The following is a 22,956-nucleotide window of genomic DNA, read 5'->3' as shown; positions in this document are numbered from 1 at the left end:
ACGACTCATCTTTCATGCCCGTCCCAGCAGCGTTACCGCCTGTGCGCAAAGGTTATAAACAATACAAATCGTTTTGCCTGAGCCTTTCCTGACGTGCCTGATCTTCAGCAATGAATGCTGCGTCAGTAAAACATCCGATACATGATTGGAAAGAAACACCACGACCCGGGGAGTTTTCCGGTCCAGGTTCCGGATGTTTTCCAGAATCGTGGCTAACTCTCTCGATGCATCGACACCCCGAACGTCGATGAGGTGCAGGTCACTGACCCACGCGGGCAACTGAATGTTGTGCTGAACAATCAGGTTCGGTTTTGAGTTGATGGCCGAGGGCGGGTCAGGCGCGTTGTGGACTTTGCACGCGTCCTTGCATTCGGTTGGGCCTGACTCGCTGGGCACGATACAACTTGATAGTCCAAATGCCCCTTGCGTGGCTGGCTCCAAGGGCGGTGTATTTCGTTTGTTCTCGCGATCGTTGTTATCGATTACTTTAAGAAAGTTTTTGTCCTTGCCGAAGTCCGAGGGTGAGTAGAGGGAACGGTAGTTAAAGTTTAAAGTTATAAAAAATAGAAACAGCAAGTAGAACGGAAAGCTGATCAGAAACCATACGTAGATCTCTCTGTCCTTGTTGTCTAGAAAAGGCAGCGAAATGGCAGCTGATGTTTCCGAAATAGCTGCAAATATGGCAATTACCGTCATTGGGTTAGTGATTTTGTTTTTTATTTTCAACATGCTTGTACTCTTGTGTTTGATCTGTCTCGTTAGTGGTAAGTATGTGTGGATTGAGTAGCTTGGTAATCGGCTTTCAAATACTTGTATTTATAGCAAAAGTATTGTGTTAGGTATAAATATCTTGTTTCAAGTGTTTATAGCGGGTTTGAAGTTGTGAGGTTGGTGTGTCGGCTGTTGCATGGTGTTTCGGGTTGATAATCAAAGTTCTCGGCCGAGCGCAGATTTGCACGTGTCATGGCCGTTCGGGCATAGTGAAACTCAGCGACAAGGCATGATTTCTGTGTCGTTAGTCGTAGTCTGTAACAAGTTAGAAGCGAAATATTTCCGTGAGTGGAGGAGGAAATAACGTCGGATGTTTACTGGGGGTAGCGGCTTTTTGTAGGAATAGTCCGCAATGACTGTAGGGTATGTCTCTCGATGCAGGTGCGTGTTAACACTGGCATGCCATAGAGCAAGTGACTGGGCTATTGTGCGTGTTCTAAAAATTCGAACAGCGAAACTGGACTTGCCCATGAATAAAGTGCTGATCGTGGATGATCACCCTGTCATTCGTCTTGCGGTACGTATGCTGATGGAACGTCATGGCTACGAAGTCATCGCAGAAACTGATAACGGTGTGGATGCGTTACAACTTGCTCGAGAACAAATGCCGGATATTGTCATTCTGGATATTGGAATACCAAAGCTTGATGGTCTGGAAGTTATCGCGCGCCTGACTACGACGGCCATGCCTATTAAAGTTCTGGTGTTGACCTCCCAGGCTCCCGGGCACTTTTCAATGCGCTGCATGCAGTCGGGAGCGGCCGGCTATGTCTGTAAACAACAGGACCTGACCGAGTTGCTCAGTGCGATCAAGGCGGTATTGTCGGGCTATAGTTATTTTCCCAATCAGGCTTTGCATACAGTCCGCACCAGTCTGGGCAATGCCAGTGAAGCCGACATGGTGGATCGTCTGTCCGGTCGGGAAATGATGGTGTTGCAGCAGTTGGCGCGAGGCAAGACAAACAAGGAAATTGCCGATGGCATGTTTTTGAGCAACAAAACCGTAAGCACCTACAAGACGCGCTTGTTGTTGAAGCTCAATGCGCGATCCCTGGTTGATCTGATCGAGTTGGCGCAGCGTAATGGTCTGGTCTGAATGTATCGATGGCTGACAGGGTGATGGGCCGGTCGAACTCAGCTAGCCGCAGAAAGTGAAAAGCCTCCATTTCGGGAGGCTTTCAAATATCAGTCATCAAAATCGTAATCGGCCAATTGCTTTTGCAGTCGGCGCTCCTCAAGCAGGTTATCGATCGTACGGCGCTTGCTGAGATTGGTCTTGGCGACTTCGACCACAGGTTCGGTGTCCTCAGTTTCCGCAGCGATATCATCATCTACATCAAGTGGCTCTTTGTCGCTACTCATCAGCTAACTCCCGGCTAAGAATGCCTTTGGCGCTCCTTATATCGATATTCCTGCGGCGGGTAAAAAAGATTTTTTCAATCGACTTATCAATTATTCCAATAGCCGGTCAATCGTCCGAAGTTTTGTCCTTGTACTCGCACAGGTCTTCGATCCGGCAACTGCCGCAGCGTGGCTTGCGGGCCAGACACACATAACGGCCATGAAGTATCAGCCAGTGATGGGAGTCGAGAAGGAATTCTTTGGGTACAAACTTCATCAGCTTCTTTTCCACTTCGACCACGTTTTTACCCGGTGCAATGCCGGTGCGGTTGCTGACCCGAAAGATATGAGTGTCGACGGCCATGGTCAGTTGGCGGAAAGCCGTGTTGAGTACGACGTTGGCGGTCTTGCGGCCCACTCCCGGCAGGGCTTCGAGCTCTTCACGGGTTTGCGGGACTTCGCTGCCATGGCGTTCGACCAGCAAGCGGCAGGTTTCGATGACGTTCTTGGCCTTGCTGTTGTAGAGGCCGATCGTCTTGATGTATTCGGATAGCCCCTCGACGCCCAAAGCGTGGATCGCCGCTGGCGTGTTGGCAACCGGGAACAGCTTTGCCGTGGCCTTGTTGACCCCGACGTCTGTCGATTGCGCCGAAAGAATCACCGCGATCAACAACTCGAACGGCGAGGAGTAGGCCAGTTCGGTCTTCGGTTCCGGGTTGTCTTCGTGCAGGCGGCGGAAAATCTCCAGGCGTTTTACTGCATTCATGAGCGATGTGTTTCCTTGGATATCGAGTTCGGGCGAACTATCGCCTGACGCGCCGCCAGCAGCAGCGCCAACAAAATAAAAGCACCGGGGATCAACGTGATCAGGTGCAGCCCTTCGCCAAATACAACAAGACCTGGCCAGTGTTCGAACAGTCCCCGGCCGAGACTGCCGTGACCGACGAGTTCACGCAGCCCGGCGAGCCCGAGCAGCAATCCGCCGAACATGCCGCAGAGTTTGAGCCGCTCGATCCACGACTGCCGCCAGAAACCGTTGTGTTCCAGCACCACGCATTGCAAGGCGATCAGGCCGACATAGAGGCCGAAGGTTTGCTGCCAGGGCAGAAACCAGCGTTGCGCCAAAAGATCTGCGCAACTGGTGAGGGTTGCGGCGAGCAACAAGCTGGCGAGCAACACGCTTTTTTCTGTGAGCCGTGGTCGCAAAGCAGCCATGCACAGGCCATACAAGCCTGCGACAGTAACGAACATCAATAATGTCCCCACACCACCTGCCAGTGAGTCACTGGTGCCAAGCAGCAATGTCAGCATCAAAGTGTTCGAGAGGACTGCTGATCGGTTCATGTTCCGCTCCCCAGCAGCGCGGCCCGATGTTCATCGAAGTAGCGCAGGGCATCATGGATCGCGCTGATGGCTGCGCGCGAGGTGATGGTCGCGCCAGCTATTTGATCAAATTGTCCCTGATCCTTTTTCAGCGCCCATCCCGCATCTGTCGGCTCCTTGCTCGATGTGCCGATAAACGACTGTAGCCAGGTATTCGGCCAGTCACCCAAGTGCCCGCCGAGTCCTGGCGTTTCGCTTTGTTTAAGGGTTTTTACACCGAGCAATTTGCCGTTGGTATCGATGGCGATCAACAGTTCGATGGCGCCCGCATAACCCTGGGTCTGACTGTGTAGCAAGATTGCGACGGTCTGGCCGCGTTTGGTCGCGCGATAGCCACCCGTCAAGGTGCTATGGCTCAAGTTCAAGTCTGCCAAGGCCAAAGGCTGCTCGAGCGGTTGATTGTCGTAGGCATCGAGTGGAAGCAAATCCAGCAGTTTGCGGCTTTCGATCCAGTGCTGCTCGCTGGCAATTTGCGCTGCAGTACTACGGTATACAACATAAGTCGCAGCGACGCCGATGACCGCCAACAGCAGCACAATAGACGCGCTGGCCGTGCGATTCATGGGCGCACCTCTGACTGGCGGCTCGCGGCGAATCGCTCCAGCGCAGGCACGCAAAGATTCATCAGCAGCACTGCGAACGCCACGCCATCCGGGTATCCACCCCAGGTTCGAATCACGTAAGTCAGCAGCCCGACACTGCCTCCGAACAGCAGACGGGCAAGCGCGCTCTTAGCGCCAGAGACCGGTTCAGTGATGATAAAGAACGCCCCCAGCATGGTCGCGCCACTGAGCAGGTGAAACAGCGGTGACCCATGCGAGTCCGACCCGGAACCGTTCCAGCACACCAGACTAATGACAAACAGGCTGACGAGCATGCCCACTGGCGCATGCCAACTGAACACGCGGCGCTGCAGCAGAAACACCCCACCGGCGAGGAACGCCAGATTCACCCATTCCACACCGTGTCCGCCCCATCGACCGAAGCCTGGATTGCTGGTGAACAACTCGTCCATGGTCAGGCTTTTATTGATGCGCAGGCTGTCCAGTACGGTGGCCTGGACCCAAGCATCCGGCGCCTGACCTGCGCCGAACACTTGTTGAAACGTTGCCGTCAGATCCAGGCCATGAGCCGGCCAATGGGTCATCGGTTGCGGGAACATCACCATGGCCAGGGCAAACCCGAGCATTGCCGGATTGAACGGGTTTTTGCCGACGCCGCCGTACACATGCTTGCCGAACAGCAGACCCGCAGCCATGGCCGTTACCGTCAGCCACCAGGGGCAATAAGGTGGCAGGGCAGCAGCCAGCAATGTCGCGCTGACCAGCGCGCTGCCGTCGCTCAGCGCAGGCTGCAGGGGCTGTCGACGCAGGTGCAGGACCGCTGCTTCGACAATCAATGCTGTGGTGGCCGCCAGAATCAGATTGATCAACATCCCCCAACCGTACAGCCAGAACAGTGCGAGCAGCCCCGGCAAAGCGGCCAGCAGCACCAGCTTCATTGCCTGTTGCAGGCGATTGTCCGGTGCCTCAAGGCGCAACATGATCTTGCACCTGGCGCTCGGCGTCTTGCAGACGGGCGCGGGCCTTGGCGAGGATTTCGGTGGGCGTGTCGGCGCGCCGTTCGAATTTGTTGAGGTCGGCGCGGGCGTAGGCCAATTCGGTTTTCAACTGGCGAAGCTGGCTGTCGACCGGGCGTTTTTCGACGCGCACCAGGTCAGGCAACGGCTGATCGCTTGTAGCTTCGGCTGCGTGCAGGGCCTGTTCGGCATCGCGCAGTGCTTGTTCCAGCGCGGCGATCTGTTCGGGCGCCGCTTCGGCGGTTTGGGCTTTTTTCAGTTCGGCACGACGCATTGCCAACTGGATTTTTGCCCGTTTCAAGTCGGCATCTTTCGCCGGGACCGTGACTGCCGGGGCAGGCGGGGCGCTGCTTTCAAGTATCGCCAAGGCCTCCTCAGCCGCTTCGAACTGCTGCTGCAACACGATCAATTGTGCCTGCTGCTCGAACGTCGGCGGATGACCGAAGGCTTTCAACGTTTTGTGCAGTTGCGCGCGGCTCATCGCTACATCGATTTTGGCTTTCTTCAGCGCCGCGTCTACGGTGGCGGCTTTCTGCGCACGCACGCGTTCCAGTGCCGCCTGCACCGGATCGGTCGCGGTCCCTTGAGGCTGCGCCGCCCGTTTCGCCCGCGCTTCACGCTCAGCCTGTTTCTGTTGTTCTTCGCGGTGCAAGCGCTCGTTTCGGCGCTCGAAGCGTTGACGCGCGTGATCGCGTTTGGCCGCGCGCGCGCGCTGCTCGTCGAGACTGACGGCGAGGCCGCCCACCACCGGCAACGTGCCCGGCGACAATGGACGCATTTCGATGCAATCCACCGGGCACGGTGCGACACACAGATCGCAACCGGTGCACTCGTCGACGATGACCGTGTGCATCAGTTTCGCCGCGCCGACGATCGCGTCGATCGGGCAGGCCTGAATGCACTTGGTGCAGCCAATGCATTCGGCTTCACGGATAAACGCCACTTGCGGCGGTGCCGAGCCGCGACTGATGTCCAACTCCAGCACCGGCACTTTCAACAGTTCAGCCAGCGCCGCGATGGTTTCGTCACCGCCCGGCGGGCACTTGTTGATCGGCTCGCCCTCGGCGATGCCTTGTGCGTACGGTTTGCATCCGGGATGGCCGCACTTGCCGCATTGGGTCTGCGGCAGGAGAGCATCGATGCGTTGAATCAGACTCATGTTTTGATCAGTCCACTGAATCCGAGAAAAATCACTGCGATCAGTCCGGCGCCGATCAGATCAATCGGCAGGCCACGAAAGGGCAGGGGAATATCGTTGTCGGCCGTGCGCTCGCGCAAATCGCTGAAGAGGCTCAGCACCAGCCAGAAACCCAGCCCGGCGCCAAGACTTAGCGCTATTGCCTGCGGCACGCCTTGATCGTTTTGCGCGTTGATCAGTGCCAGCCCGAGCACTCCGGCATTGCCCAGCAACAATGGCCATAGCCCGTCGAAAGGCAGACCGGGAAAGCCGCCGGACAACAGTTTCAGCAGCGGTGCGATCAGCAACACACTCAATGGCAGAAACACGAATAGCCGCAGGGCTTCAAGATGAAGCGGCACCAGTAGCCAATGCCAGATCACGTAACCGGTTACACCCACAACCAGCATCAGGCACAACGTCGCCAGTCCCAGCGCATGCACCTGGCGACGACTGCCCGCCAGCAGCGGATCGACGCCCAGGGGCCAGTGCAACACGAAGTTGTTAAGCAGCGCAGCACTGATAAGCGTAAGCACGAGTTCGGTCATGGTTCTGCCAGAGAAACGGGCGGCTATCTCATAAGGTTAGGCATTATCCGGCAGCCACGCAGGGTGGGCCAGATATGAAAAATCCCACCGGCATGCGGGGCACGCCGGTGGGATCGATTTGTTGCAGGGCCTTACTTGATGCGTTGACCCGGCTTGGCGCCGCTGTCCGGGCTCAGCAGGTAGATTTCTTCACCGCCAGGACCGGCGGCCATCACCATGCCTTCGGAGATGCCGAACTTCATTTTCCGTGGCTTGAGGTTGGCGATCATCATGGTCAGGCGCCCGTCGAGTTTCGACGGATCCGGGTACGCGCTCTTGATTCCGGAGAACACGTTGCGTTGCTCGTCACCGATGTCCAGGGTCAGGCGCAGCAGCTTGTCAGCACCTTCGACGTGTTCGGCTTTGACGATCAGTGCGACGCGCAGGTCGATCGCGGCAAAGGCGTCGAAGTCGATTTCCGGCGACAGCGGATCCTTGGCCAGTTCGCCATTGCCGGCCGGGGCGGCGGCGCCGGTGTCGGTCTGGCTGGCGGTCAGGTCTTCTTTCGAGGCGTCGCTCATGGCTTGCACTTTTACCGGGTCGATGCGGGTCATCAACGGTTTGAATTCGTTCAACTGGTGGTTGGCCAGCAGGGTGGTATGGTCGTTCCAGGTCAGCGGGGCGACGTTGAGGAACGCCTCGGCATCGGCGGCCAGCAGCGGCAACACCGGTTTGAGGAAGATTACCAGTTGGCGGAACAGGTTGATGCCGGTGGCGCAGATCGCCTGGACTTCATCCTGCTTGCCTTCCTGTTTATTCAACGACCACGGGGCCTTGTCGGCGATCCAGGCATTGGCGCGGTCAGCCAGGGCCATGGTTTCACGCATGGCGCGGGCGAAGTCGCGGGCTTCATAGGCGTCGGCAATGCTTGGCGCAGCGGCGAGGAAAGCCTCGGTCAGCTCTGGCGCAGCGTTTTGGTCGACCAGCAGGCCCGCGTTGCCTTTTTGAATGAAACCGGCGCAACGGCTGGCAATGTTGACCACTTTGCCGACCAGGTCGGAGTTGACCTTCTGCACGAAGTCTTCGAGGTTCAGGTCGAGGTCATCGACGCCACGGCCCAGCTTGGCCGCGTAGTAGTAGCGCAGGTATTCCGGCGACAGGTGATCCAGATACGTACGGGCCTTGATGAAGGTGCCGCGCGACTTGGACATTTTCTGGCCGTTGACGGTCAGGTAGCCGTGCACGTTGATGCCGGTCGGCTTGCGGTAGCCGGCGCCTTCAAGCATCGCTGGCCAGAACAGCGCGTGGAAGTTGACGATGTCCTTGCCGATGAAATGGTACAGCTCGGCGGTGGAATCCTTGGCCCAGAACGCGTCGAAATCCAGATCCGGCGTGCAGTCGCAAAGGTTCTTGAAGCTGGCCATGTAACCGATCGGCGCGTCCAGCCACACGTAGAAATACTTGCCCGGCTCGCCCGGAATCTCGAAACCGAAGTACGGCGCATCGCGGGAGATGTCCCACTGCTGCAGGCCGGCGTCCAGCCATTCGGCGATCTTGTTGGCCACGGCGTCTTGCAGTGTGCCGCTGCGGGTCCAGGTCTGCAGCATTTGCTGAAAGTCTGGCAGTTTGAAGAAGAAATGCTGGGAATCCTTGAGCACCGGCGTGGCGCCGGAGATCGCCGACTTCGGATCCTTCAGATCGGTTGGAGCGTAGGTTGCACCGCATTTCTCGCAGTTGTCGCCGTACTGGTCTTCAGTGCCGCATTTCGGGCAGGTGCCCTTGATGAAGCGGTCGGCCAGGAACATTTTCTTTTCCGGGTCGAAATACTGGGTGATCGAGCGTTGGGCAATGTGCCCGGCGTCACGCAGCTTGATGTAGATCTGGCTCGACAGCTCACGGTTTTCTTCGGCGTGAGTGGAGTGGAAGTTGTCGAAATCGACCAGGAACTCGGCAAAGTCGGCGCTGTGTTCAGCCTGTACATTGGCGATCAGTTGTTCCGGGGTGATGCCTTCCTTTTCCGCGCGCAGCATGATCGCCGAACCGTGGGCGTCGTCGGCGCAGACATAAATGCACTGGTTGCCGCGATGCTTCTGGAAGCGCACCCACATATCGGTCTGGATATATTCCAGCATATGGCCAAGGTGAATCGAACCGTTGGCGTAGGGCAGGGCGCTGGTGACGAGGATCTTGCGTGGTTCGGACATGTGGGGCTTCGCTACTTGATGAAACGGAGGTCGGCCACTATAAAGCGCTGGCGCATATTTTTCACCCTGTGCGCCTGTTTCATTGGATGAGCAGACGGAAAAATTGCAGCCTGCGGCAGCTCCTGCAGATGTACGTCGATCTCCTGCAGGAGCTGCCGAAGGCTGCGATCTTTTTCAGGTACGATACCCGCCATCTATTCCCAGTCTTGTTATCGGAGTTGCCCATGAGTGCCGTCACTCGCGCAGCGGTGGAAGCCGTCCTCAGCCAATACACCGACCCTTACCTTAACCAGGATCCGGTCAGCGCCGGTTGCGTGAAGCACATCGAGATCGTCGGTGATCGCGTCAACGTGCAGCTGGAAATCGGTTACGCCGCCGGCCTGTTCAAGAGCGGCTGGGCGCAACTGCTGCAACTGGCCATCGAAAACCTCGACGGCGTGGTGATCGCCAAGGTTGAAGTGAACAGCGTGATCGCCGCGCACAAGGCGCAGGCGCAGATTCCCGGGCTGGCCAACGTCAAGAACGTGGTCGCCGTGGCGTCCGGCAAGGGCGGCGTGGGCAAATCGACCACCGCCGCCAACCTCGCCCTGGCCCTGGCCCGTGAAGGCGCCAAGGTCGGCATTCTCGACGCCGATATCTACGGCCCGAGCCAAGGCATCATGTTCGGCATTCCCGAGCGCACCCGTCCGGAGGTCAAGGACCAGAAGTGGTTCGTGCCGCTCAAGGCGCACGGCGTGGAAGTCATGTCGATGGCGTTCCTGACCGACGACAACACACCGATGGTCTGGCGCGGGCCGATGGTTTCCGGGGCGTTGCTGCAACTGGTCACGCAAACCGCGTGGGGCGATCTGGATTATCTGGTCATCGACATGCCGCCAGGCACTGGCGACATTCAACTGACCCTGGCGCAGAAAGTCCCGGTGGCTGGCGCGGTCATCGTCACCACACCACAGGATCTGGCCTTGCTCGACGCGCGCAAAGGCGTGGAAATGTTCCGCAAGGTCAACATTCCGGTGCTGGGCGTGGTGGAAAACATGGCCGTGCACATCTGCTCGAACTGCGGGCATGCCGAGCATCTGTTCGGTGAGGGCGGTGGTGAGAAACTGGCGACCCAGTACGGTGTGGAACTGCTGGCCTCGCTGCCACTGTCGATGCTGATTCGCGAGCAGGCCGATGGCGGCAAGCCAACGGTGATTGCCGAGCCGGACAGCCAGATCGCCATGGTCTATCAGGAACTGGCCCGCCATGTCGGCGCGCGGATTGTGTTGCAGGAAGCGGCGACGCCGGCGATGCCGAACATCACCATCAGCGACGATTAAATCTATCTGTAAACGCCGGGCAAAACTGTGGGAGCGACGGTGCGACGATTCGACCTGCTCGCGAAAGCGGAGTGTCATTCAACTCATTAGTTGGCTGATCCACCGCATTCGCGAGCAGGTCGAATCGTCGCACCGTCGCTCCCACATTTGGTTTTGTAGTGTGGGTTAGATGCGCAGCCCGCCATCCATCTCCAGAATCCGCCCGGTGTAGTAGTCGTTTTCGAAAATATACGCCGCCGAATGGGCGATCTCTTCCGGCTTGCCCATGCGCTTGAGCGGGATCCCCGAAGTCATCTTCTCCAGCGCTTCCGGCTTCATGCCCAGGGTCATCTCGGTTTCAATGAAGCCCGGGGCAATCCCCGCCACACGAATGCCATATCGCGCCAGTTCTTTCGCCCATGTCACCGTCGCCGCCGCTACACCGGCCTTGGCCGCCGAATAGTTGGTCTGGCCAACGTTGCCTGCACGCGAGATCGACGAGATATTGATGATCGCGCCGCTGTTCTTCAGCTCGACCATTTTTGCCGCCACTTCACGGGTGCAGAGGAACACGCCGGTCAGGTTGACGTCGATGACGGCCTGCCACTGTGCCAGGCTCATCTTGGTCATTTCGCCGTCCTTGACCTTGAGCAGCAGGCCATCACGGAGGATCCCGGCGTTGTTGATCAGGCCGTGGATCGCGCCGAAGTCGGCGGCGACCTGGGCGACCATGTGCTCGACCTGCTCTTCATTGGCCACGTTGCACAGATAGCTGCGCGCCTCGACGCCCTTGGCTTTGCAGGCCGCGACCGCGTCGTCGAGTTTTTCCTGATTGAGGTCGACCAACGCGAGCTTGGCGCCTTTGCCGGCGAAATACTCGGCCATCGAACGGCCCAAACCCTGGCAACCGCCGGTGATAATGATTACTTTGTCGTTGAGTTGCATTCGCATGCCCCGATAGCAGTCTGAGTCGTTTTTGTTTTCAGCGACTCCCGATCTGCACCGGCCGTGGCTGGGTTGCACATGAGAGTTGCCCGCCGGCGTGACTGGGACTTGATCCCGGGCGCCTGTCCGTTTTTTCGACGGATTCTATTTAAGGAGTCATAAATTGAGCGTTGAAGTGGCGAAGAATGCCCGAGAATTGCTTCTCAAGGAATACCGTGGAGTGCTGTCGACCCACTCCAAATCGATGCCCGGTTTTCCTTTTGGCTCCGTGGTGCCGTACTGCCTGGACGAGCAGGGTCGGCCGCTGATCCTGATCAGCCGCATCGCCCAGCACACCCACAACCTCCAAAAAGACCCGAAATGCTCGATGCTCGTCGGCGAGCGCGAGGCAGATGATGTGCAAGCCGTTGGTCGCCTGACCTATCTGGCGGAGGCGCAAAAGCTCGAAGACGTTGCCGCGATCGAAGCCGCCGCCGAGCGTTACTACCGTTATTTCCCCGATTCGCAGAACTATCACAAGGCCCATGATTTTGACTTCTGGGTGCTGAACCCGGTACGTCACCGCTACATCGGCGGTTTCGGCGCGATTCACTGGGTCGATCAACTGACCCTGGCCAATCCGTTTGCCGGCAAGGCTGAAATCAGCATGGTCGAACACATGAACAGCGACCACGCCAAAGCCATCGCGCACTACGTCGACCTGGCCGGTCTGCCGAAAACCGTGCCGGCGCAACTGGCCGGGATCGACACCGAGGGCATGCACCTGCGCATCGGTCAGGCGTTGTTCTGGCTGCCGTTCCCGGCACCTTGTAATACGCCGACACAAGTGCGCGAAGCCTTGGTTTCTCTGGCTCACGCCGAGGTCTGGCCAAAAAATGAGGTGGCTGGTGCTTGAATTCACGAAAGGGCGACGTCATCTAAGGCTTACTGCAAGGCATTTCTTGCGTTGAGGAAACTTTGATGCGCCCTTTTCTGTTGCTCTTTCTGCTGTTTCCGGTGCTGGAGCTGTTCGTATTCGTCAAAGTGGCAGGGGCTATCGGGTTTTTCCCGGCCCTGCTGCTGATCATTGTCGGCTCGATGTTCGGCATTTTCGTGCTGCGCGTCGCCGGTCTGGCCACTGCATTGCGTGCCCGTGAAAGCCTGAACCGCGGCGAACTGCCCGCGCAAACCATGCTGGAAGGTTTGATGCTGGCATTGGCCGGTGGCCTGTTGATTCTGCCGGGCTTCATCAGCGACGTGGTCGGTCTGGTTATGCTGCTGCCAATCAGCCGTCGACTGCTGGCGAACAAGATGCGCCAACGCGCCGAAGAACAGGCCATGCGCCAGCGTGCGTTTGCCGACGACCTGCAACCCCGTGGCGGTCCTGCACCGCGCCAGCCTCTGGGCCGCGAGGGTGATGTGATCGAAGGCGAGTTCGAACATCGCGACTCCAAGTAACATCTGCATCGACACGGCACCTTCGGGTGCCGTGTTCGTTTATGGGCTGCTTTTGTGCAACACATCGGTGAAAAATTTTTCGCCTCGCCCTTGTAATCAGCTTATGCGCCCTTATGTATCGGTCACCGAAAGGTTTCCGGTATTTGAACCGGACAGACTTCCGCGGTTCGCTCGACGAATCGTAACCGGCGCAGGCCGGATTTGTTAAACCCGCCGGGACTACACCGGCCGATGAAAACCACAATTAGGAGAGATCGACAATGAAGCTTCGTCCTCTGCATGACCGCGTCGTAATCCGTCGCAGCGAAGAAGAAAAGAAAACCGCTGGCGGTATCGTCCTGCCAGGTTCGGCTGCTGAAAAAGCCAACCACGGTGTGATTCTCGCTGTAGGCCCGGGCAAAGCTCTGGAAAACGGCGAAGTGCGTGCACTGTCCGTGAAAGAAGGCGACAAGGTTGTGTTCGGTCCTTACTCCGGCAGCAACACAGTGAAAGTCGACGGCGAAGACCTGCTGGTAATGAGCGAGAACGAAATCCTCGCTGTTATCGAAGGCTGATAACCCCGTTCATTTTCCCGCTACTACAAAGTATTTAAGGAATATCGATCATGGCTGCTAAAGAAGTTCTGTTTGGCGATTCCGCCCGTAAAAAAATGCTCAAGGGCGTCAACGTCCTGGCTGACGCTGTAAAAGCGACCCTGGGCCCGAAAGGCCGTAACGTGATCATCGAGAAGAGCTTCGGCGCTCCGACCATCACCAAGGACGGCGTTTCCGTCGCCAAAGAAATCGAACTCGAAGATCGCTTCGAAAACATGGGCGCGCAGCTGGTCAAAGACGTTGCCTCCCGTGCCAACGATGACGCTGGTGACGGTACTACCACCGCTACCGTTCTGGCTCAGTCGATCGTCAACGAAGGCTTGAAAGCCGTCGCTGCCGGCATGAACCCGATGGACCTGAAGCGCGGTATCGACAAAGCGACCATCGCTATCGTCAAAGAGCTGAAGAACCTGTCCAAGCCATGCGCTGACACCAAGGCAATCGCTCAGGTAGGCACCATCTCCGCCAACTCCGACAACTCCATCGGCGACATCATTGCCGAAGCCATGGAAAAAGTCGGTAAAGAAGGCGTGATCACCGTTGAAGAAGGCACTGGCCTGGAAAACGAACTGTCGGTTGTTGAAGGCATGCAGTTCGACCGTGGCTACCTGTCCCCGTACTTCGTCAACAAGCCAGAGACCATGGTTGCCGAGCTGGACAGCCCGCTGATCCTGCTGGTCGACAAAAAGATCTCGAACATCCGTGAAATGCTGCCAGTGCTGGAAGCCGTTGCCAAAGCCGGCCGTCCACTGCTGATCGTTTCCGAAGACGTTGAAGGCGAAGCCCTGGCGACTCTGGTTGTGAACAACATGCGTGGCATCGTCAAAGTCGCAGCCGTCAAGGCGCCAGGCTTCGGCGACCGTCGCAAGGCCATGCTGCAGGACATCGCAGTTCTGACCGGCGGTACCGTTATCTCCGAAGAGATCGGCCTGAGCCTGGAAGCCGCTACCCTGGAAAACCTGGGCAGCGCCAAGCGTGTGACCATTTCCAAGGAAAACACCATCATCGTTGACGGTGCCGGTGCAGATTCCGACATCCAGGCGCGTATCGCTCAGATCCGTGCTCAGGTTGCTGAAACTTCCTCGGACTACGACCGTGAAAAACTGCAAGAGCGTCTGGCCAAGCTGTCCGGCGGCGTTGCAGTGATCAAGGTTGGCGCTGGTTCCGAAGTTGAAATGAAAGAGAAGAAGGCCCGCGTTGAAGACGCCCTGCACGCAACCCGTGCAGCCGTTGAAGAAGGCGTGGTACCTGGCGGTGGCGTTGCGCTGATCCGCGCTCTGCAAACCCTGGTTGACCTGAAAGGCGACAACGCTGATCAGGACGTGGGTATCGCTGTGCTGCGTCGCGCTGTTGAAGCACCGCTGCGTCAGATCGCTGCCAACAGCGGCGACGAGCCAAGCGTTGTCGTCAACGAAGTCAAGAACGGCAAAGGTAACTTCGGTTACAACGCTGCGACTGGCGAATACGGCGACATGATCGAAATGGGCATCCTGGACCCAACCAAGGTGACTCGTTCCGCTCTGCAAGCGGCATCGTCGATCGGCGGTCTGATCCTGACCACCGAAGCAGCTGTAGCTGACGCGCCGAAGAAAGACGGCGCTGCAGGCGGCGGCATGCCAGACATGGGCGGCATGGGTGGCATGGGCGGCATGATGTAAGCCAGCCTTACCCCTGTAACGCAAAACCCCGCTGGCGCAAGCCAGCGGGGTTTTTTATTGCCCAAATTTCAGCTTCACACCAATCCCCTGTGGGAGCGAGCCTGCTCGCGAAGGCGTCGGATCAGCCAACATTAATGTTGAATGACACACCGCATTCGCGAGCAGGCTAGCTCCCACAATTGGATTTATATGTCAGGCGCTGACCGGTTGTGCCTTGACCACGGCCTCGGTTTTCACCGCCGGGCGATACAGCACCCAGTAATACGACCCCAGGCAAATCAGCCAGCAGAAAATCGCCGTCCACACGTTGTGCGAAAAGAAGTGCGCACCCTGCATCATCCGGCTGATCGAAAACACCGAACCCAGCGCAAAGGCAAAGATAAACGCCTGACGGGCCAGACGCGGACGGCGATCACGCAGGACAAAGAACAGCGCAAACAAGGTGAACCCCGTCGCCGCATGGCCACCAGGCCAGCAACGGCCGGGTTTGTCGGTTTGTGGACGATGTTCCATCAGTTTGCTGTAGGTTTCATGGCCGCCAAATTGCTCCAGGCTCCATGGGCACTGCACCGCCGTTACGGCTTTGACCGGGGTGACGAACGAGGTCGCCAGGCCCAGCGACAGCACCAGACAGCCCAGTTCGCGCTTGAACGGTTTCAGTCTGCCGACGAAGAACGAGCTGATGAAGCCGAGGATGGCAAACACCGAGAACGCAATGACCACCTGCTTGGCGCGATCATGGAGGATGTCTTCAAGGAAAAAACTGTGTCGCCCGATAAAGTCACCTGCGACCGGGTCATAGAACAGTCGGGCCAGATCCATGTCCAGATCAGTCAATTCAAGCAGCACCAGAATGATCGCCGCGACGGTGGGTATTCCCAGGCATAACCAAAAATTCAGTGGCCTGGAAACGGGGCGGGCAGAAGTCGACACCATGGGGCAATTCCTTGGTCGTAAATAGGGTCTGAAGAGCGCAACCGCGCGGAGTCTGCGCGCGTGCGCGTCGCCGATTTGTTAACCGAAAGTGAAAAAAACGTTGGCATGCACAATGAGCTTTTTCTCGTTAAACAACCCGACGCACGCCTAGCTCTGAGCCACACTTGGCCGTAAGCTGCGCGGGCCAAGACGGCCGTTACCCCGTACGGAGGAGGTGCCCATGCGAATTCTATTGGTCGAAGACAACCGCGACATCCTGGCCAATCTGGCCGATTATCTGGGCCTCAAAGGCTATACCGTCGATTGCGCCCAGGACGGTCTGTCGGGCCTGCACCTGGCCGCCACCGAGCATTACGACCTGATCGTGCTCGACATCATGTTGCCCGGCATCGATGGCTACACCCTGTGCAAACGCCTGCGTGAAGATGCCCGCCGGGACACGCCGGTGATCATGCTCACCGCTCGCGATCAACTGGACGATCGTTTGCAAGGCTTCAAGTCCGGGGCTGACGATTACCTCATCAAGCCATTTGCCTTGTCTGAACTCGCGGCGCGGGTCGAAGCGGTGATGCGACGTGCTCAGGGTGGTGGCCGCCGTGCCCTGAAAGTCGCAGATCTGAGTTACGACCTCGACACGCTGGAAGTGACCCGCGATGGCAAACTGCTCAAACTCAACCCGGTAGGCCTCAAGCTTCTGGCCGTGTTGATGCAGAAGAGCCCACACGTACTGCGTCGGGAAATTCTCGAAGAAGCGTTGTGGGGCGATGATTGCCCGGACAGCGACAGCCTGCGCAGCCACGTTCACCAACTGCGACAAGTCATTGATAAACCTTTTGCCAAACCACTGCTGCACACTGTGCACGGGGTGGGTTACCGGCTGGCCGACGTGTAATGGAGTTCAGGCAAAGTCTTTCCCAGCGGATCATCATTGCTTTTGCCTTGATGAGCGCACTTGTGGCCGGCGCCTTCGCGATGGGCATCGTCGCGACCGTGCACCTGGTGGAAGAAAAATTGATTTCGGCGGGGCTGGGCGGCGATCTGCAACGGCTTCTGCTGATGGACAACGTTTCGGACTGGAGCCATCGCCCGGAACCCGACCAGTTGTTCTATTTCAGTGGCGGGCCGGGCGATTTTGAGCTGCCCAAGGATCTGCGTCACCTCGATTCGGGTTTCCATGAAGTGTTCCGCGAGCAGCTGTCGTATCACGCGATGGTCGAGGTCGTCGACGGTCGGCGTTATGTGCTGCTGCAGGATCAAAGTGATTTCGAAGAGCGCGAGCGCGTGCTGTTTGCCGTGGTGCTGGTCGGCTTCGTGCTCAGTCTGGCCCTGGCGGTATTCCTCGGGTGGGTGCTGGCGCGCAAGGTAATGGCGCCGGTGGTGCGACTGGCCCGGCAGGTGCGCCATCGCGATCAGTTGCTCGGTCTGGCGCCGCCGCTGGCACCGGATTATGCGGCAGACGAGGTGGGTGAACTGGCGGTGGCGTTCGATGCCACGCTGGGACGCCTTCGTCAGGCGCTGACGCGTGAAAGGTTGTTCACCAGCGACGTCAGCCATGAATTGCGCACGCCGTTGATGGTATTGGCCAGTTCCTGCGAACTGCTGTTGGAGAACCCGGGGATCGACCAGCGCGGCCGCTCGCAAGTCGAGCGAATTGCCCGCGCCAGTGAGGAAATGCGCGAGCTGGTGCAGACCTTCCTCATGCTGGCGCGCGCCCAGCACGAAGATGCGGGGATGGCTCTGCAGCAGAACCTCTCGCAGGTGGCCGAAAACTTATTGTGTCTGTGGCGCGGGCCGATCGAGAGCAAAGGCCTGAATCTGGTCTTCGAACCTGGCAATCCGACGGACGCTCGTTACAACGCGACCCTGTTGAATGCCGTGATGGGTAACCTGTTGCGTAACGCGCTGCATTACACCGAGAACGGCTTCATTCGCCTGACACTCACGGCCAACGGCTTTGTGGTGGAAGACTCCGGTGTCGGCATTCCGGAAGAAAAACGCGAAGCCATGTTCGAACCTTTCGTGCGTGGCAGCGAAAAGCGTGGCGAAGGCCTGGGGTTGGGATTGTCGCTGGTGCAGCGGATCTGCGAGAACCAGGGCTGGACTGTCAGCCTGAGCACGATGGAACCCAATGGCTGCCGCTTCGAGGTGGATCTGGGCAAAATCTGACGCACGGAGTGGCTCGATGCTACTCCCTCCTTCCTGTCTAATTCCTGTATAACGCTGTAATAATTTGTCTGTTTACCGGACATTTTTTTCACAAATGGATGACCTGACGCTGACACGCCGCTCCTTAAGGTGGTGACATCAGCAATTCAGGAGTCCAGGTGATGGCCGGTCCGATCAAACTCGATTTTTCCGAGAAGTACGACGATCAACACGCGCAGAAATACCTGCGCAAGCACAAAGAAAGCCTTGGACGTCGTCTCTCCCACTGGCGTGACGAACAGCTGGCCCGCAAGGCGCTGGCGTCGGTGGGTGAACCGGGACTGGTGCTGGATCTGCCTTGCGGTGCCGGGCGTTTCTGGCCCTTGTTGGGCGAAAAGGCCAACCGGGTGATTATCGGCGCGGACAATTCCGAATCGATGATCAAGACGGCAATGCAGTCGCAACCGGCCGATGTGGTGAAACGGGTACAACCCTTGCACACCTCTGCCTTCGATATTGCCTTGCCTGACAACGCCGTCGACAGCATTTTCTGCATGCGTCTGCTCCACCACATCGGTGAAGCCGAGCATCGCCGGGCGATTCTGCGCGAATTCGAGCGCGTTACCCGGGACAGTGTGATCGTTTCGCTGTGGGTTGATGGCAATTTCAAAGCCTGGAAACGCCAGCGAGCCGAGCGCAACCGTGACAAACGCGAGTATCAGAATCGCTTTGTGTTACCGGCCGCTACGGTGGAAAAGGAGTTCGAGGAAGCAGGTTTTCGGATTCAGGAACAACTGGACTTTATTCCGCTCTACGCCATGTGGCGGGTTTACGTATTACGCAAGAGGTAACAGGATGGCAGTGCAATTTGCAGCAGAAACGGATGTCGCTCCGCAAGATCGCTTTGACTTTTACTGGAACCAGCGCGGCGAGTGGGTGGAAGAACCCAATGTTCGACGTGGCGGGGAAAGTGGCGTGCAAAGGGTCGTGGGGCGCGATGGTCAACTGCTGTATGCCAAGCGCCAGACCGGTCACATCTATCGCAGTTGGTTGCACCCTTTTGGCCGTCCTACTGTTTTGCGTGAACTTGATGCGCTGACCGGCGTGAGCAAGCTCGGTGTGCGCGTGCCGCAAATCGTTTTCTGCGGCGCTCAGCCTGATCCTCAGCACAAATGGCGCGCTCTGCTGGTCACCAAGTCCCTGGACGGTTTCCAGGAACTGGAACATTGGCTGGCGGCTGCCGGCGGTCGCGATCAGTGCGGTGATGTGGTTTATGAGCGCGTGCTCAAGGACCTCGCCGAGAACCTGGCGCGCATGCACAAGGGCCGTTGGCAGCACAGCTGCATCTACATCAAACACGTGTTTGTGCGTGTGACGGGCGAAGGCGAGTCGGCCAAGGTTGAAGTCGCGTTGATCGATCTGGAGAAATGCCGCCAGCGTCTGACCGCCTATCGCGCCGCTTCCCACGACATGAAGCAATTGCGCCGCCATTCGTCGTTCCGCGACACGGACTGGAAAAAACTCGTCTACTTTTATGAGACGGCGTTTGGCAGCGCTATCAAAGGTTTATAGCGATGAAACTAGAAATTGCACGAGGTTTGTTTTTGGTTGGAGCCTTGGCAGTTGCGTCATTGGCGGTGGCTGCCTGGGAGCAGCCCCGCATGCAGGTAGTGGGCTCGTCCGTAGACGACGCCCACTGCGCAGTCCCACGGGTGGCAAAAGCCTCCGTGGCGACCAAACCCGATCATGATCTGTTGTTGTTCATGTTCGGACTTTCTCAAGGGATGAGGCCGCAGAGTTGAACCGATTGAAGCCCACATAAAAGGCCTCGCAGATGCGAGGCCTTTTTTTATGCGCGGATTTTGTGGATTCACGCCAACCCATGTGGGAGCGAGCCTGCTCCGGGCGGCGCTCCCCCACAGGGTTACGCCGTTTGTTTGGGATCGGGTTTCGCCAGCAGGGTGTAAACGCACGGCAGCACAAACAGCGTAAACAACGTGCCAATCGACATCCCCGTGGCAATCACCATGCCGATATCAAACCGACTGACCGCACCGGCGCCCGTGGCGAGAATCAACGGCACCATGCCAAACACCATCGCCGCCGTGGTCATCAACACCGGGCGTAAACGAATCGCTGCCGCTTCCTCAACGGCTTCACGCGCCGTCAGGCCTTTATCCTTGCGCAACTGGTTGGCGAACTCGACGATGAGGATGCCGTGTTTACTGATCAGCCCGATCAGCGTCACCAGCCCGACCTGGGTATAGATGTTCATGCTCGACCAGCCGAGGAACAGCGGTATCAGCGCGCCGCAGATCGACAACGGCACCGTTACCAGGATCACCAGCGGATCGCGGAAGCTTTCGAACTGCGCCGCCAGCACCAGAAAGATAATCGCCAGCGCCAGCGCGAAGGTTACCCACAGGGCACTGCCTTCCTGCACGAACTGGCGTGAGGCGCCGCCGTAGTCGAAAGCAAACCCGGCCGGTGCTTCCTCGCGGGCAATCTGCAACACGGTGTCGATGGCTTCACCCATGCTCACCAACGGGAAACCGGAGATCTTCGCGGCGTTAAGTTGCTGGAACTGATTGAGCTGGCGCGGTCGAGCGCGGTCGCTGACCTTGATCAGCGTCGACAGCGGCAATAACTCGCCCTGAGTGTTTTTCACGTAGTAGTTGTTCAGCCAGTCCGGGTTATCGCGATAGGGGCGTTCGACCTGGGCAATGACCTTGTAGCTGCGCTCATCAATGGTGAAACGGTTGATTTCCGCCTCGCCCAACAGCGTCGCCAGCGTGCCACCGAGATCCTGCATCGACACGCCCATCTGCGCTGCTTTGGCGCGGTCAATATCGACCACCACCTCGGGTTTGTCGAACGCCAGATCGAGATCGACGAAGGCGAACTTGCCCGACTCCATTGCACGTTTCTTGATCCGGTCAGCCACTTGCAGCAGCAGTTCATAGTCGTTGGCGGTGTTGACCACGAACTCGAACGGCAAGCCTTCACCGGTGCCGGGCAGGGAGGGCAGGTTGAAACCAAAGATCTGCAAGCCCGGAATGCCTTCCAGTTTGCCTTGTACCTCGGGGAGGATTTGCATCTGCGTGCGACTGCGCTCGTTCCATGGTTTGAGCAGGAAACCGCCGATGCCGGCCTGCACGCCGTTGTAGCCGTTGATCTGGAACGAGGAGTAGTACTCCGGGAATTCCTTGAAGATTTTGATGAACTCGTCGGTGTAGGTACTCAGGTAATCGAGGTTGGTTGGCTGCGGCGCAGTGGCCATCATGAAAATGATGCCCTGATCTTCGTCCGGGGCTAGTTCCGATTTGGTGAACTTGAGGAACACCGGGATCAGGCACAACACGATCACTGCGAACACCAGCACCACCGGACGCGTGTTCAGCGTGCCGTGGAGCATGCTCTGATAGCGGCGCTTGAGGCCGTCAAAAATGCGGTCGAGGCGGTGCGCGAGGCCGCTGGGATTTTCCTCGTGGCGTAGCAAAAACGCGCACATCATCGGCGACAGGGTCAGGGCGACGATCCCGGAGATCACCACGGCGCCGGCCAGGGTCAACGCAAACTCCTTGAACAACGCTCCGGTCAGCCCGGTGAGGAAACCGATCGGCGCATACACCGCCGCCAAGGTGATGGTCATCGACACCACCGGCATGGCGATTTCCCGTGCGCCTTCCAGCGCCGCATCAAATGGCGTCTTGCCTTCCTCTATATGCCGGTGAATGTTTTCCACCACGACAATCGCATCGTCGACCACCAGACCGATGGCGAGCACCATCGCCAGCAGCGTCAGCAGGTTCATCGAGTAGCCCATCATCTGCATGAAGAACATCACGCCGATCATCGACAGCGGAATGGTCACCACCGGGATCACCACCGAGCGCAGTGCGCCGAGGAACAGGAACACCACGACAATGACGATCAGCACCGCTTCGAACAGGGTTTTCACCACTTCGTCGATGGACGCCTGGATAAACAGCGTGGCGTCGTAGGCTATCTCGCTCTTGAGGTTCGGCGGCAGCTGCGCTTCCAGCTCGGGCATCAGCTTGCGCACTTCCTTGATCACGTCCAGCGGGTTGGCGCCGGGTGTCGCCTTGATGCCGATGTACACCGACGGCGTGCCGCCGAACGAGCTGATCGAGTCGTAGTTTTCCGCACCCATTTCCACCCGCGCGACATCGCTGAGCAGCACGCGGCTGTCGCCACTGACCTTGAGCGGAATCGCCGCAAAGGCCTCAGCGGATTTCAGTTCGGTGTTGGCGTTGATGCTGGTGACCACGTACTGGCCTTTCACTTCGCCGGCGGCGGAAAGGAAGTTGTACTGACGCACCGCGTTGGTCACATCGGCGGCGCTGAGGCCGAAACCGGCGAGCTTCACCGGGTCTAGCCACAGGCGCATGGCGAACACCTGATTGCCGAGAATCTCCGCCTCGGCCATGCCCGGCAGGGTTGCCAGTTTTGGCTGGATCACCCGTGACAGGTAGTCAGTGATCTGCGGGTTGCTCAAATCCTTGCTGAAGAAGCTGATGTACATCAGCGCCGAGGCGTCGGCGGACTCTTTGCTCAGTACCGGGTCTTCGGCGTCCTGTGGCAGCTTGTTTTTCACCTCGTTGGCCTTGGCCAGCAATTCGGTGAACAAACGGTCGGTGTTGGAGCCGATGCGTGCGTAGATCGAGATCACCGAGAAGTTCTGCCGGCTGACCGAGGTCATGTAGTCGATGCCCTCGGCGCTGGCCAGACTTTGCTGCATCGGCTGGGTGATGTAGCCCTGAATGGTTTCCGCGTTGGCCCCCGGGTAAGCGGTGGTCACCGTGATCAGGGCGTTTTCCATTTGCGGGTATTGGCGCAGCGGCAACTTGCTCCAGGCCTGAAAGCCGAGCAACACAATCAACAGGCTGACCACGGTGGCGAGCACCGGGCGGCGGATGAACGGATCGGTAAAAGCCATGG

The 22,956-nt window shown here is 58.1% G+C and carries 24 protein-coding genes and 1 pseudogene; 12 read left to right on the top strand and 13 right to left on the bottom strand.

Annotated features, from left to right (window positions below):
* Positions 1-12 precede the first annotated feature (12 nt).
* A complete protein-coding gene (locus AB4N74_RS17720; protein WP_093430575.1) occupies positions 13-729 on the bottom strand; it encodes a hypothetical protein in 717 nt (238 codons plus the stop codon).
* Between the two features lie 511 nt (positions 730-1,240).
* Between AB4N74_RS17720 and AB4N74_RS17715 the strand changes: the two genes are divergently transcribed.
* Complete coding sequence (locus AB4N74_RS17715; protein ID WP_064119001.1) at positions 1,241-1,867, top strand: response regulator transcription factor; 627 nt, start codon at positions 1,241-1,243, stop codon at positions 1,865-1,867.
* Positions 1,868-1,956: 89 nt separating this feature from the next.
* Here AB4N74_RS17715 and AB4N74_RS17710 read toward each other — a convergent pair whose 3' ends face one another.
* The 9 genes from AB4N74_RS17710 to AB4N74_RS17670 form a co-directional block, all read right to left on the bottom strand.
* Positions 1,957-2,133, bottom strand: a complete 177-nt coding sequence (locus AB4N74_RS17710) for a PA3496 family putative envelope integrity protein (protein ID WP_093430574.1) — start codon at positions 2,131-2,133, stop codon at positions 1,957-1,959.
* Between the two features lie 106 nt (positions 2,134-2,239).
* Complete coding sequence (nth, locus tag AB4N74_RS17705; protein WP_093430573.1) at positions 2,240-2,878, bottom strand: endonuclease III; 639 nt, start codon at positions 2,876-2,878, stop codon at positions 2,240-2,242.
* Positions 2,875-3,456: an Rnf-Nqr domain containing protein gene (locus tag AB4N74_RS17700; RefSeq protein WP_099757051.1), complete on the bottom strand. Its 582-nt coding sequence runs from the start codon at positions 3,454-3,456 to the stop codon at positions 2,875-2,877. Before AB4N74_RS17700 ends, nth begins: the two co-directional genes overlap by 4 nt.
* A complete protein-coding gene (locus AB4N74_RS17695; protein WP_099757050.1) occupies positions 3,453-4,058 on the bottom strand; it encodes an RnfABCDGE type electron transport complex subunit G in 606 nt (201 codons plus the stop codon). Before AB4N74_RS17695 ends, AB4N74_RS17700 begins: the two co-directional genes overlap by 4 nt.
* On the bottom strand, positions 4,055-5,038 hold the full coding sequence (locus AB4N74_RS17690; RefSeq protein WP_460096763.1) for an RnfABCDGE type electron transport complex subunit D: 984 nt from the start codon (positions 5,036-5,038) through the stop codon (positions 4,055-4,057). Before AB4N74_RS17690 ends, AB4N74_RS17695 begins: the two co-directional genes overlap by 4 nt.
* Positions 5,025-6,233, bottom strand: a complete 1,209-nt coding sequence (rsxB, locus tag AB4N74_RS17685; RefSeq protein WP_460096761.1) for an electron transport complex subunit RsxB — start codon at positions 6,231-6,233, stop codon at positions 5,025-5,027. The genes AB4N74_RS17690 and rsxB overlap by 14 nt, the downstream gene beginning before the upstream one ends.
* Positions 6,230-6,799 (bottom strand): electron transport complex protein RnfA, encoded by a 570-nt coding sequence (locus tag AB4N74_RS17680; RefSeq protein ID WP_460096759.1) that lies wholly within the window; start codon positions 6,797-6,799, stop codon positions 6,230-6,232. Before AB4N74_RS17680 ends, rsxB begins: the two co-directional genes overlap by 4 nt.
* Positions 6,800-6,930: 131 nt before the next feature.
* Positions 6,931-8,982 (bottom strand): methionine--tRNA ligase, encoded by a 2,052-nt coding sequence (gene metG, locus AB4N74_RS17675; protein ID WP_460096758.1) that lies wholly within the window; start codon positions 8,980-8,982, stop codon positions 6,931-6,933.
* Positions 8,983-8,993: 11 nt separating this feature from the next.
* Entirely contained in the window at positions 8,994-9,176 is a 183-nt protein-coding gene (locus AB4N74_RS17670; protein WP_460096757.1) for a hypothetical protein, read from the bottom strand.
* A gap of 30 nt (positions 9,177-9,206) precedes the next feature.
* Between AB4N74_RS17670 and apbC the strand changes: the two genes are divergently transcribed.
* On the top strand, positions 9,207-10,301 hold the full coding sequence (gene apbC, locus AB4N74_RS17665; RefSeq protein WP_095123282.1) for an iron-sulfur cluster carrier protein ApbC: 1,095 nt from the start codon (positions 9,207-9,209) through the stop codon (positions 10,299-10,301).
* A gap of 165 nt (positions 10,302-10,466) precedes the next feature.
* Here the strand turns inward: apbC and AB4N74_RS17660 are convergent, their stop codons facing one another.
* A complete protein-coding gene (locus AB4N74_RS17660; protein WP_053123391.1) occupies positions 10,467-11,225 on the bottom strand; it encodes an SDR family oxidoreductase in 759 nt (252 codons plus the stop codon).
* Between the two features lie 163 nt (positions 11,226-11,388).
* Here AB4N74_RS17660 and AB4N74_RS17655 point away from each other — a divergent pair, with 163 nt between their 5' ends.
* The 5 genes and pseudogenes from AB4N74_RS17655 to AB4N74_RS17635 form a co-directional block, all read left to right on the top strand.
* A complete protein-coding gene (locus AB4N74_RS17655) occupies positions 11,389-12,120 on the top strand; it encodes a HugZ family pyridoxamine 5'-phosphate oxidase (protein ID WP_093430565.1) in 732 nt (243 codons plus the stop codon).
* 65 nt (positions 12,121-12,185) lie between these two features.
* Positions 12,186-12,662, top strand: coding sequence for an FxsA family protein (locus AB4N74_RS17650; RefSeq protein ID WP_460096755.1), 477 nt, complete (start codon positions 12,186-12,188; stop codon positions 12,660-12,662).
* 260 nt (positions 12,663-12,922) lie between these two features.
* Entirely contained in the window at positions 12,923-13,216 is a 294-nt protein-coding gene (locus AB4N74_RS17645) for a co-chaperone GroES (RefSeq protein WP_007916610.1), read from the top strand.
* Between the two features lie 50 nt (positions 13,217-13,266).
* A complete protein-coding gene (groL, locus tag AB4N74_RS17640) occupies positions 13,267-14,913 on the top strand; it encodes a chaperonin GroEL (protein ID WP_093430563.1) in 1,647 nt (548 codons plus the stop codon).
* 56 nt (positions 14,914-14,969) lie between these two features.
* Positions 14,970-15,077, top strand: a pseudogene (locus tag AB4N74_RS17635) (metal ABC transporter ATP-binding protein); the annotation flags it as partial.
* A 28-nt stretch (positions 15,078-15,105) separates the two neighbouring features.
* On the opposite strand, the gene AB4N74_RS17630 reads toward AB4N74_RS17635, so the two are convergent.
* Complete coding sequence (locus AB4N74_RS17630) at positions 15,106-15,849, bottom strand: phosphatase PAP2 family protein (protein WP_257356012.1); 744 nt, start codon at positions 15,847-15,849, stop codon at positions 15,106-15,108.
* 220 nt (positions 15,850-16,069) lie between these two features.
* On the opposite strand from AB4N74_RS17630, the gene colR reads away from it, so the two are divergent.
* From colR to AB4N74_RS17605, 5 genes are all read left to right on the top strand, one after another.
* The gene (colR, locus tag AB4N74_RS17625; protein ID WP_095048277.1) at positions 16,070-16,741 is read left to right on the top strand and encodes a two-component system response regulator ColR; all 672 of its coding nucleotides are present in this window, start codon (positions 16,070-16,072) and stop codon (positions 16,739-16,741) included.
* Positions 16,741-18,015, top strand: a complete 1,275-nt coding sequence (locus AB4N74_RS17620; protein ID WP_257356011.1) for a sensor histidine kinase — start codon at positions 16,741-16,743, stop codon at positions 18,013-18,015. Before colR ends, AB4N74_RS17620 begins: the two co-directional genes overlap by 1 nt.
* Before the next feature lie 161 nt (positions 18,016-18,176).
* Positions 18,177-18,845, top strand: a complete 669-nt coding sequence (locus AB4N74_RS17615; protein ID WP_093430559.1) for a class I SAM-dependent methyltransferase — start codon at positions 18,177-18,179, stop codon at positions 18,843-18,845.
* Positions 18,846-18,849: 4 nt separating this feature from the next.
* Positions 18,850-19,566 carry a lipopolysaccharide kinase InaA family protein gene (locus AB4N74_RS17610; RefSeq protein ID WP_093430558.1) on the top strand — a complete coding sequence of 239 codons (717 nt, stop codon included), beginning with the start codon at positions 18,850-18,852 and terminating at the stop codon, positions 19,564-19,566.
* Between the two features lie 2 nt (positions 19,567-19,568).
* Positions 19,569-19,796, top strand: a complete 228-nt coding sequence (locus AB4N74_RS17605; RefSeq protein WP_093430557.1) for a hypothetical protein — start codon at positions 19,569-19,571, stop codon at positions 19,794-19,796.
* Positions 19,797-19,918: 122 nt separating this feature from the next.
* On the opposite strand, the gene AB4N74_RS17600 is transcribed toward AB4N74_RS17605, so the two are convergent.
* A complete protein-coding gene (locus AB4N74_RS17600; RefSeq protein ID WP_460096750.1) occupies positions 19,919-22,954 on the bottom strand; it encodes a multidrug efflux RND transporter permease subunit in 3,036 nt (1,011 codons plus the stop codon).
* Positions 22,955-22,956 lie beyond the last annotated feature (2 nt).

Source organism: Pseudomonas sp. H3_C08 (assembly GCF_054669455.1).
The sequence above is the reverse complement of the archived record's forward strand: the minus strand, read 5'-3'. Positions and strand labels throughout refer to the sequence as shown.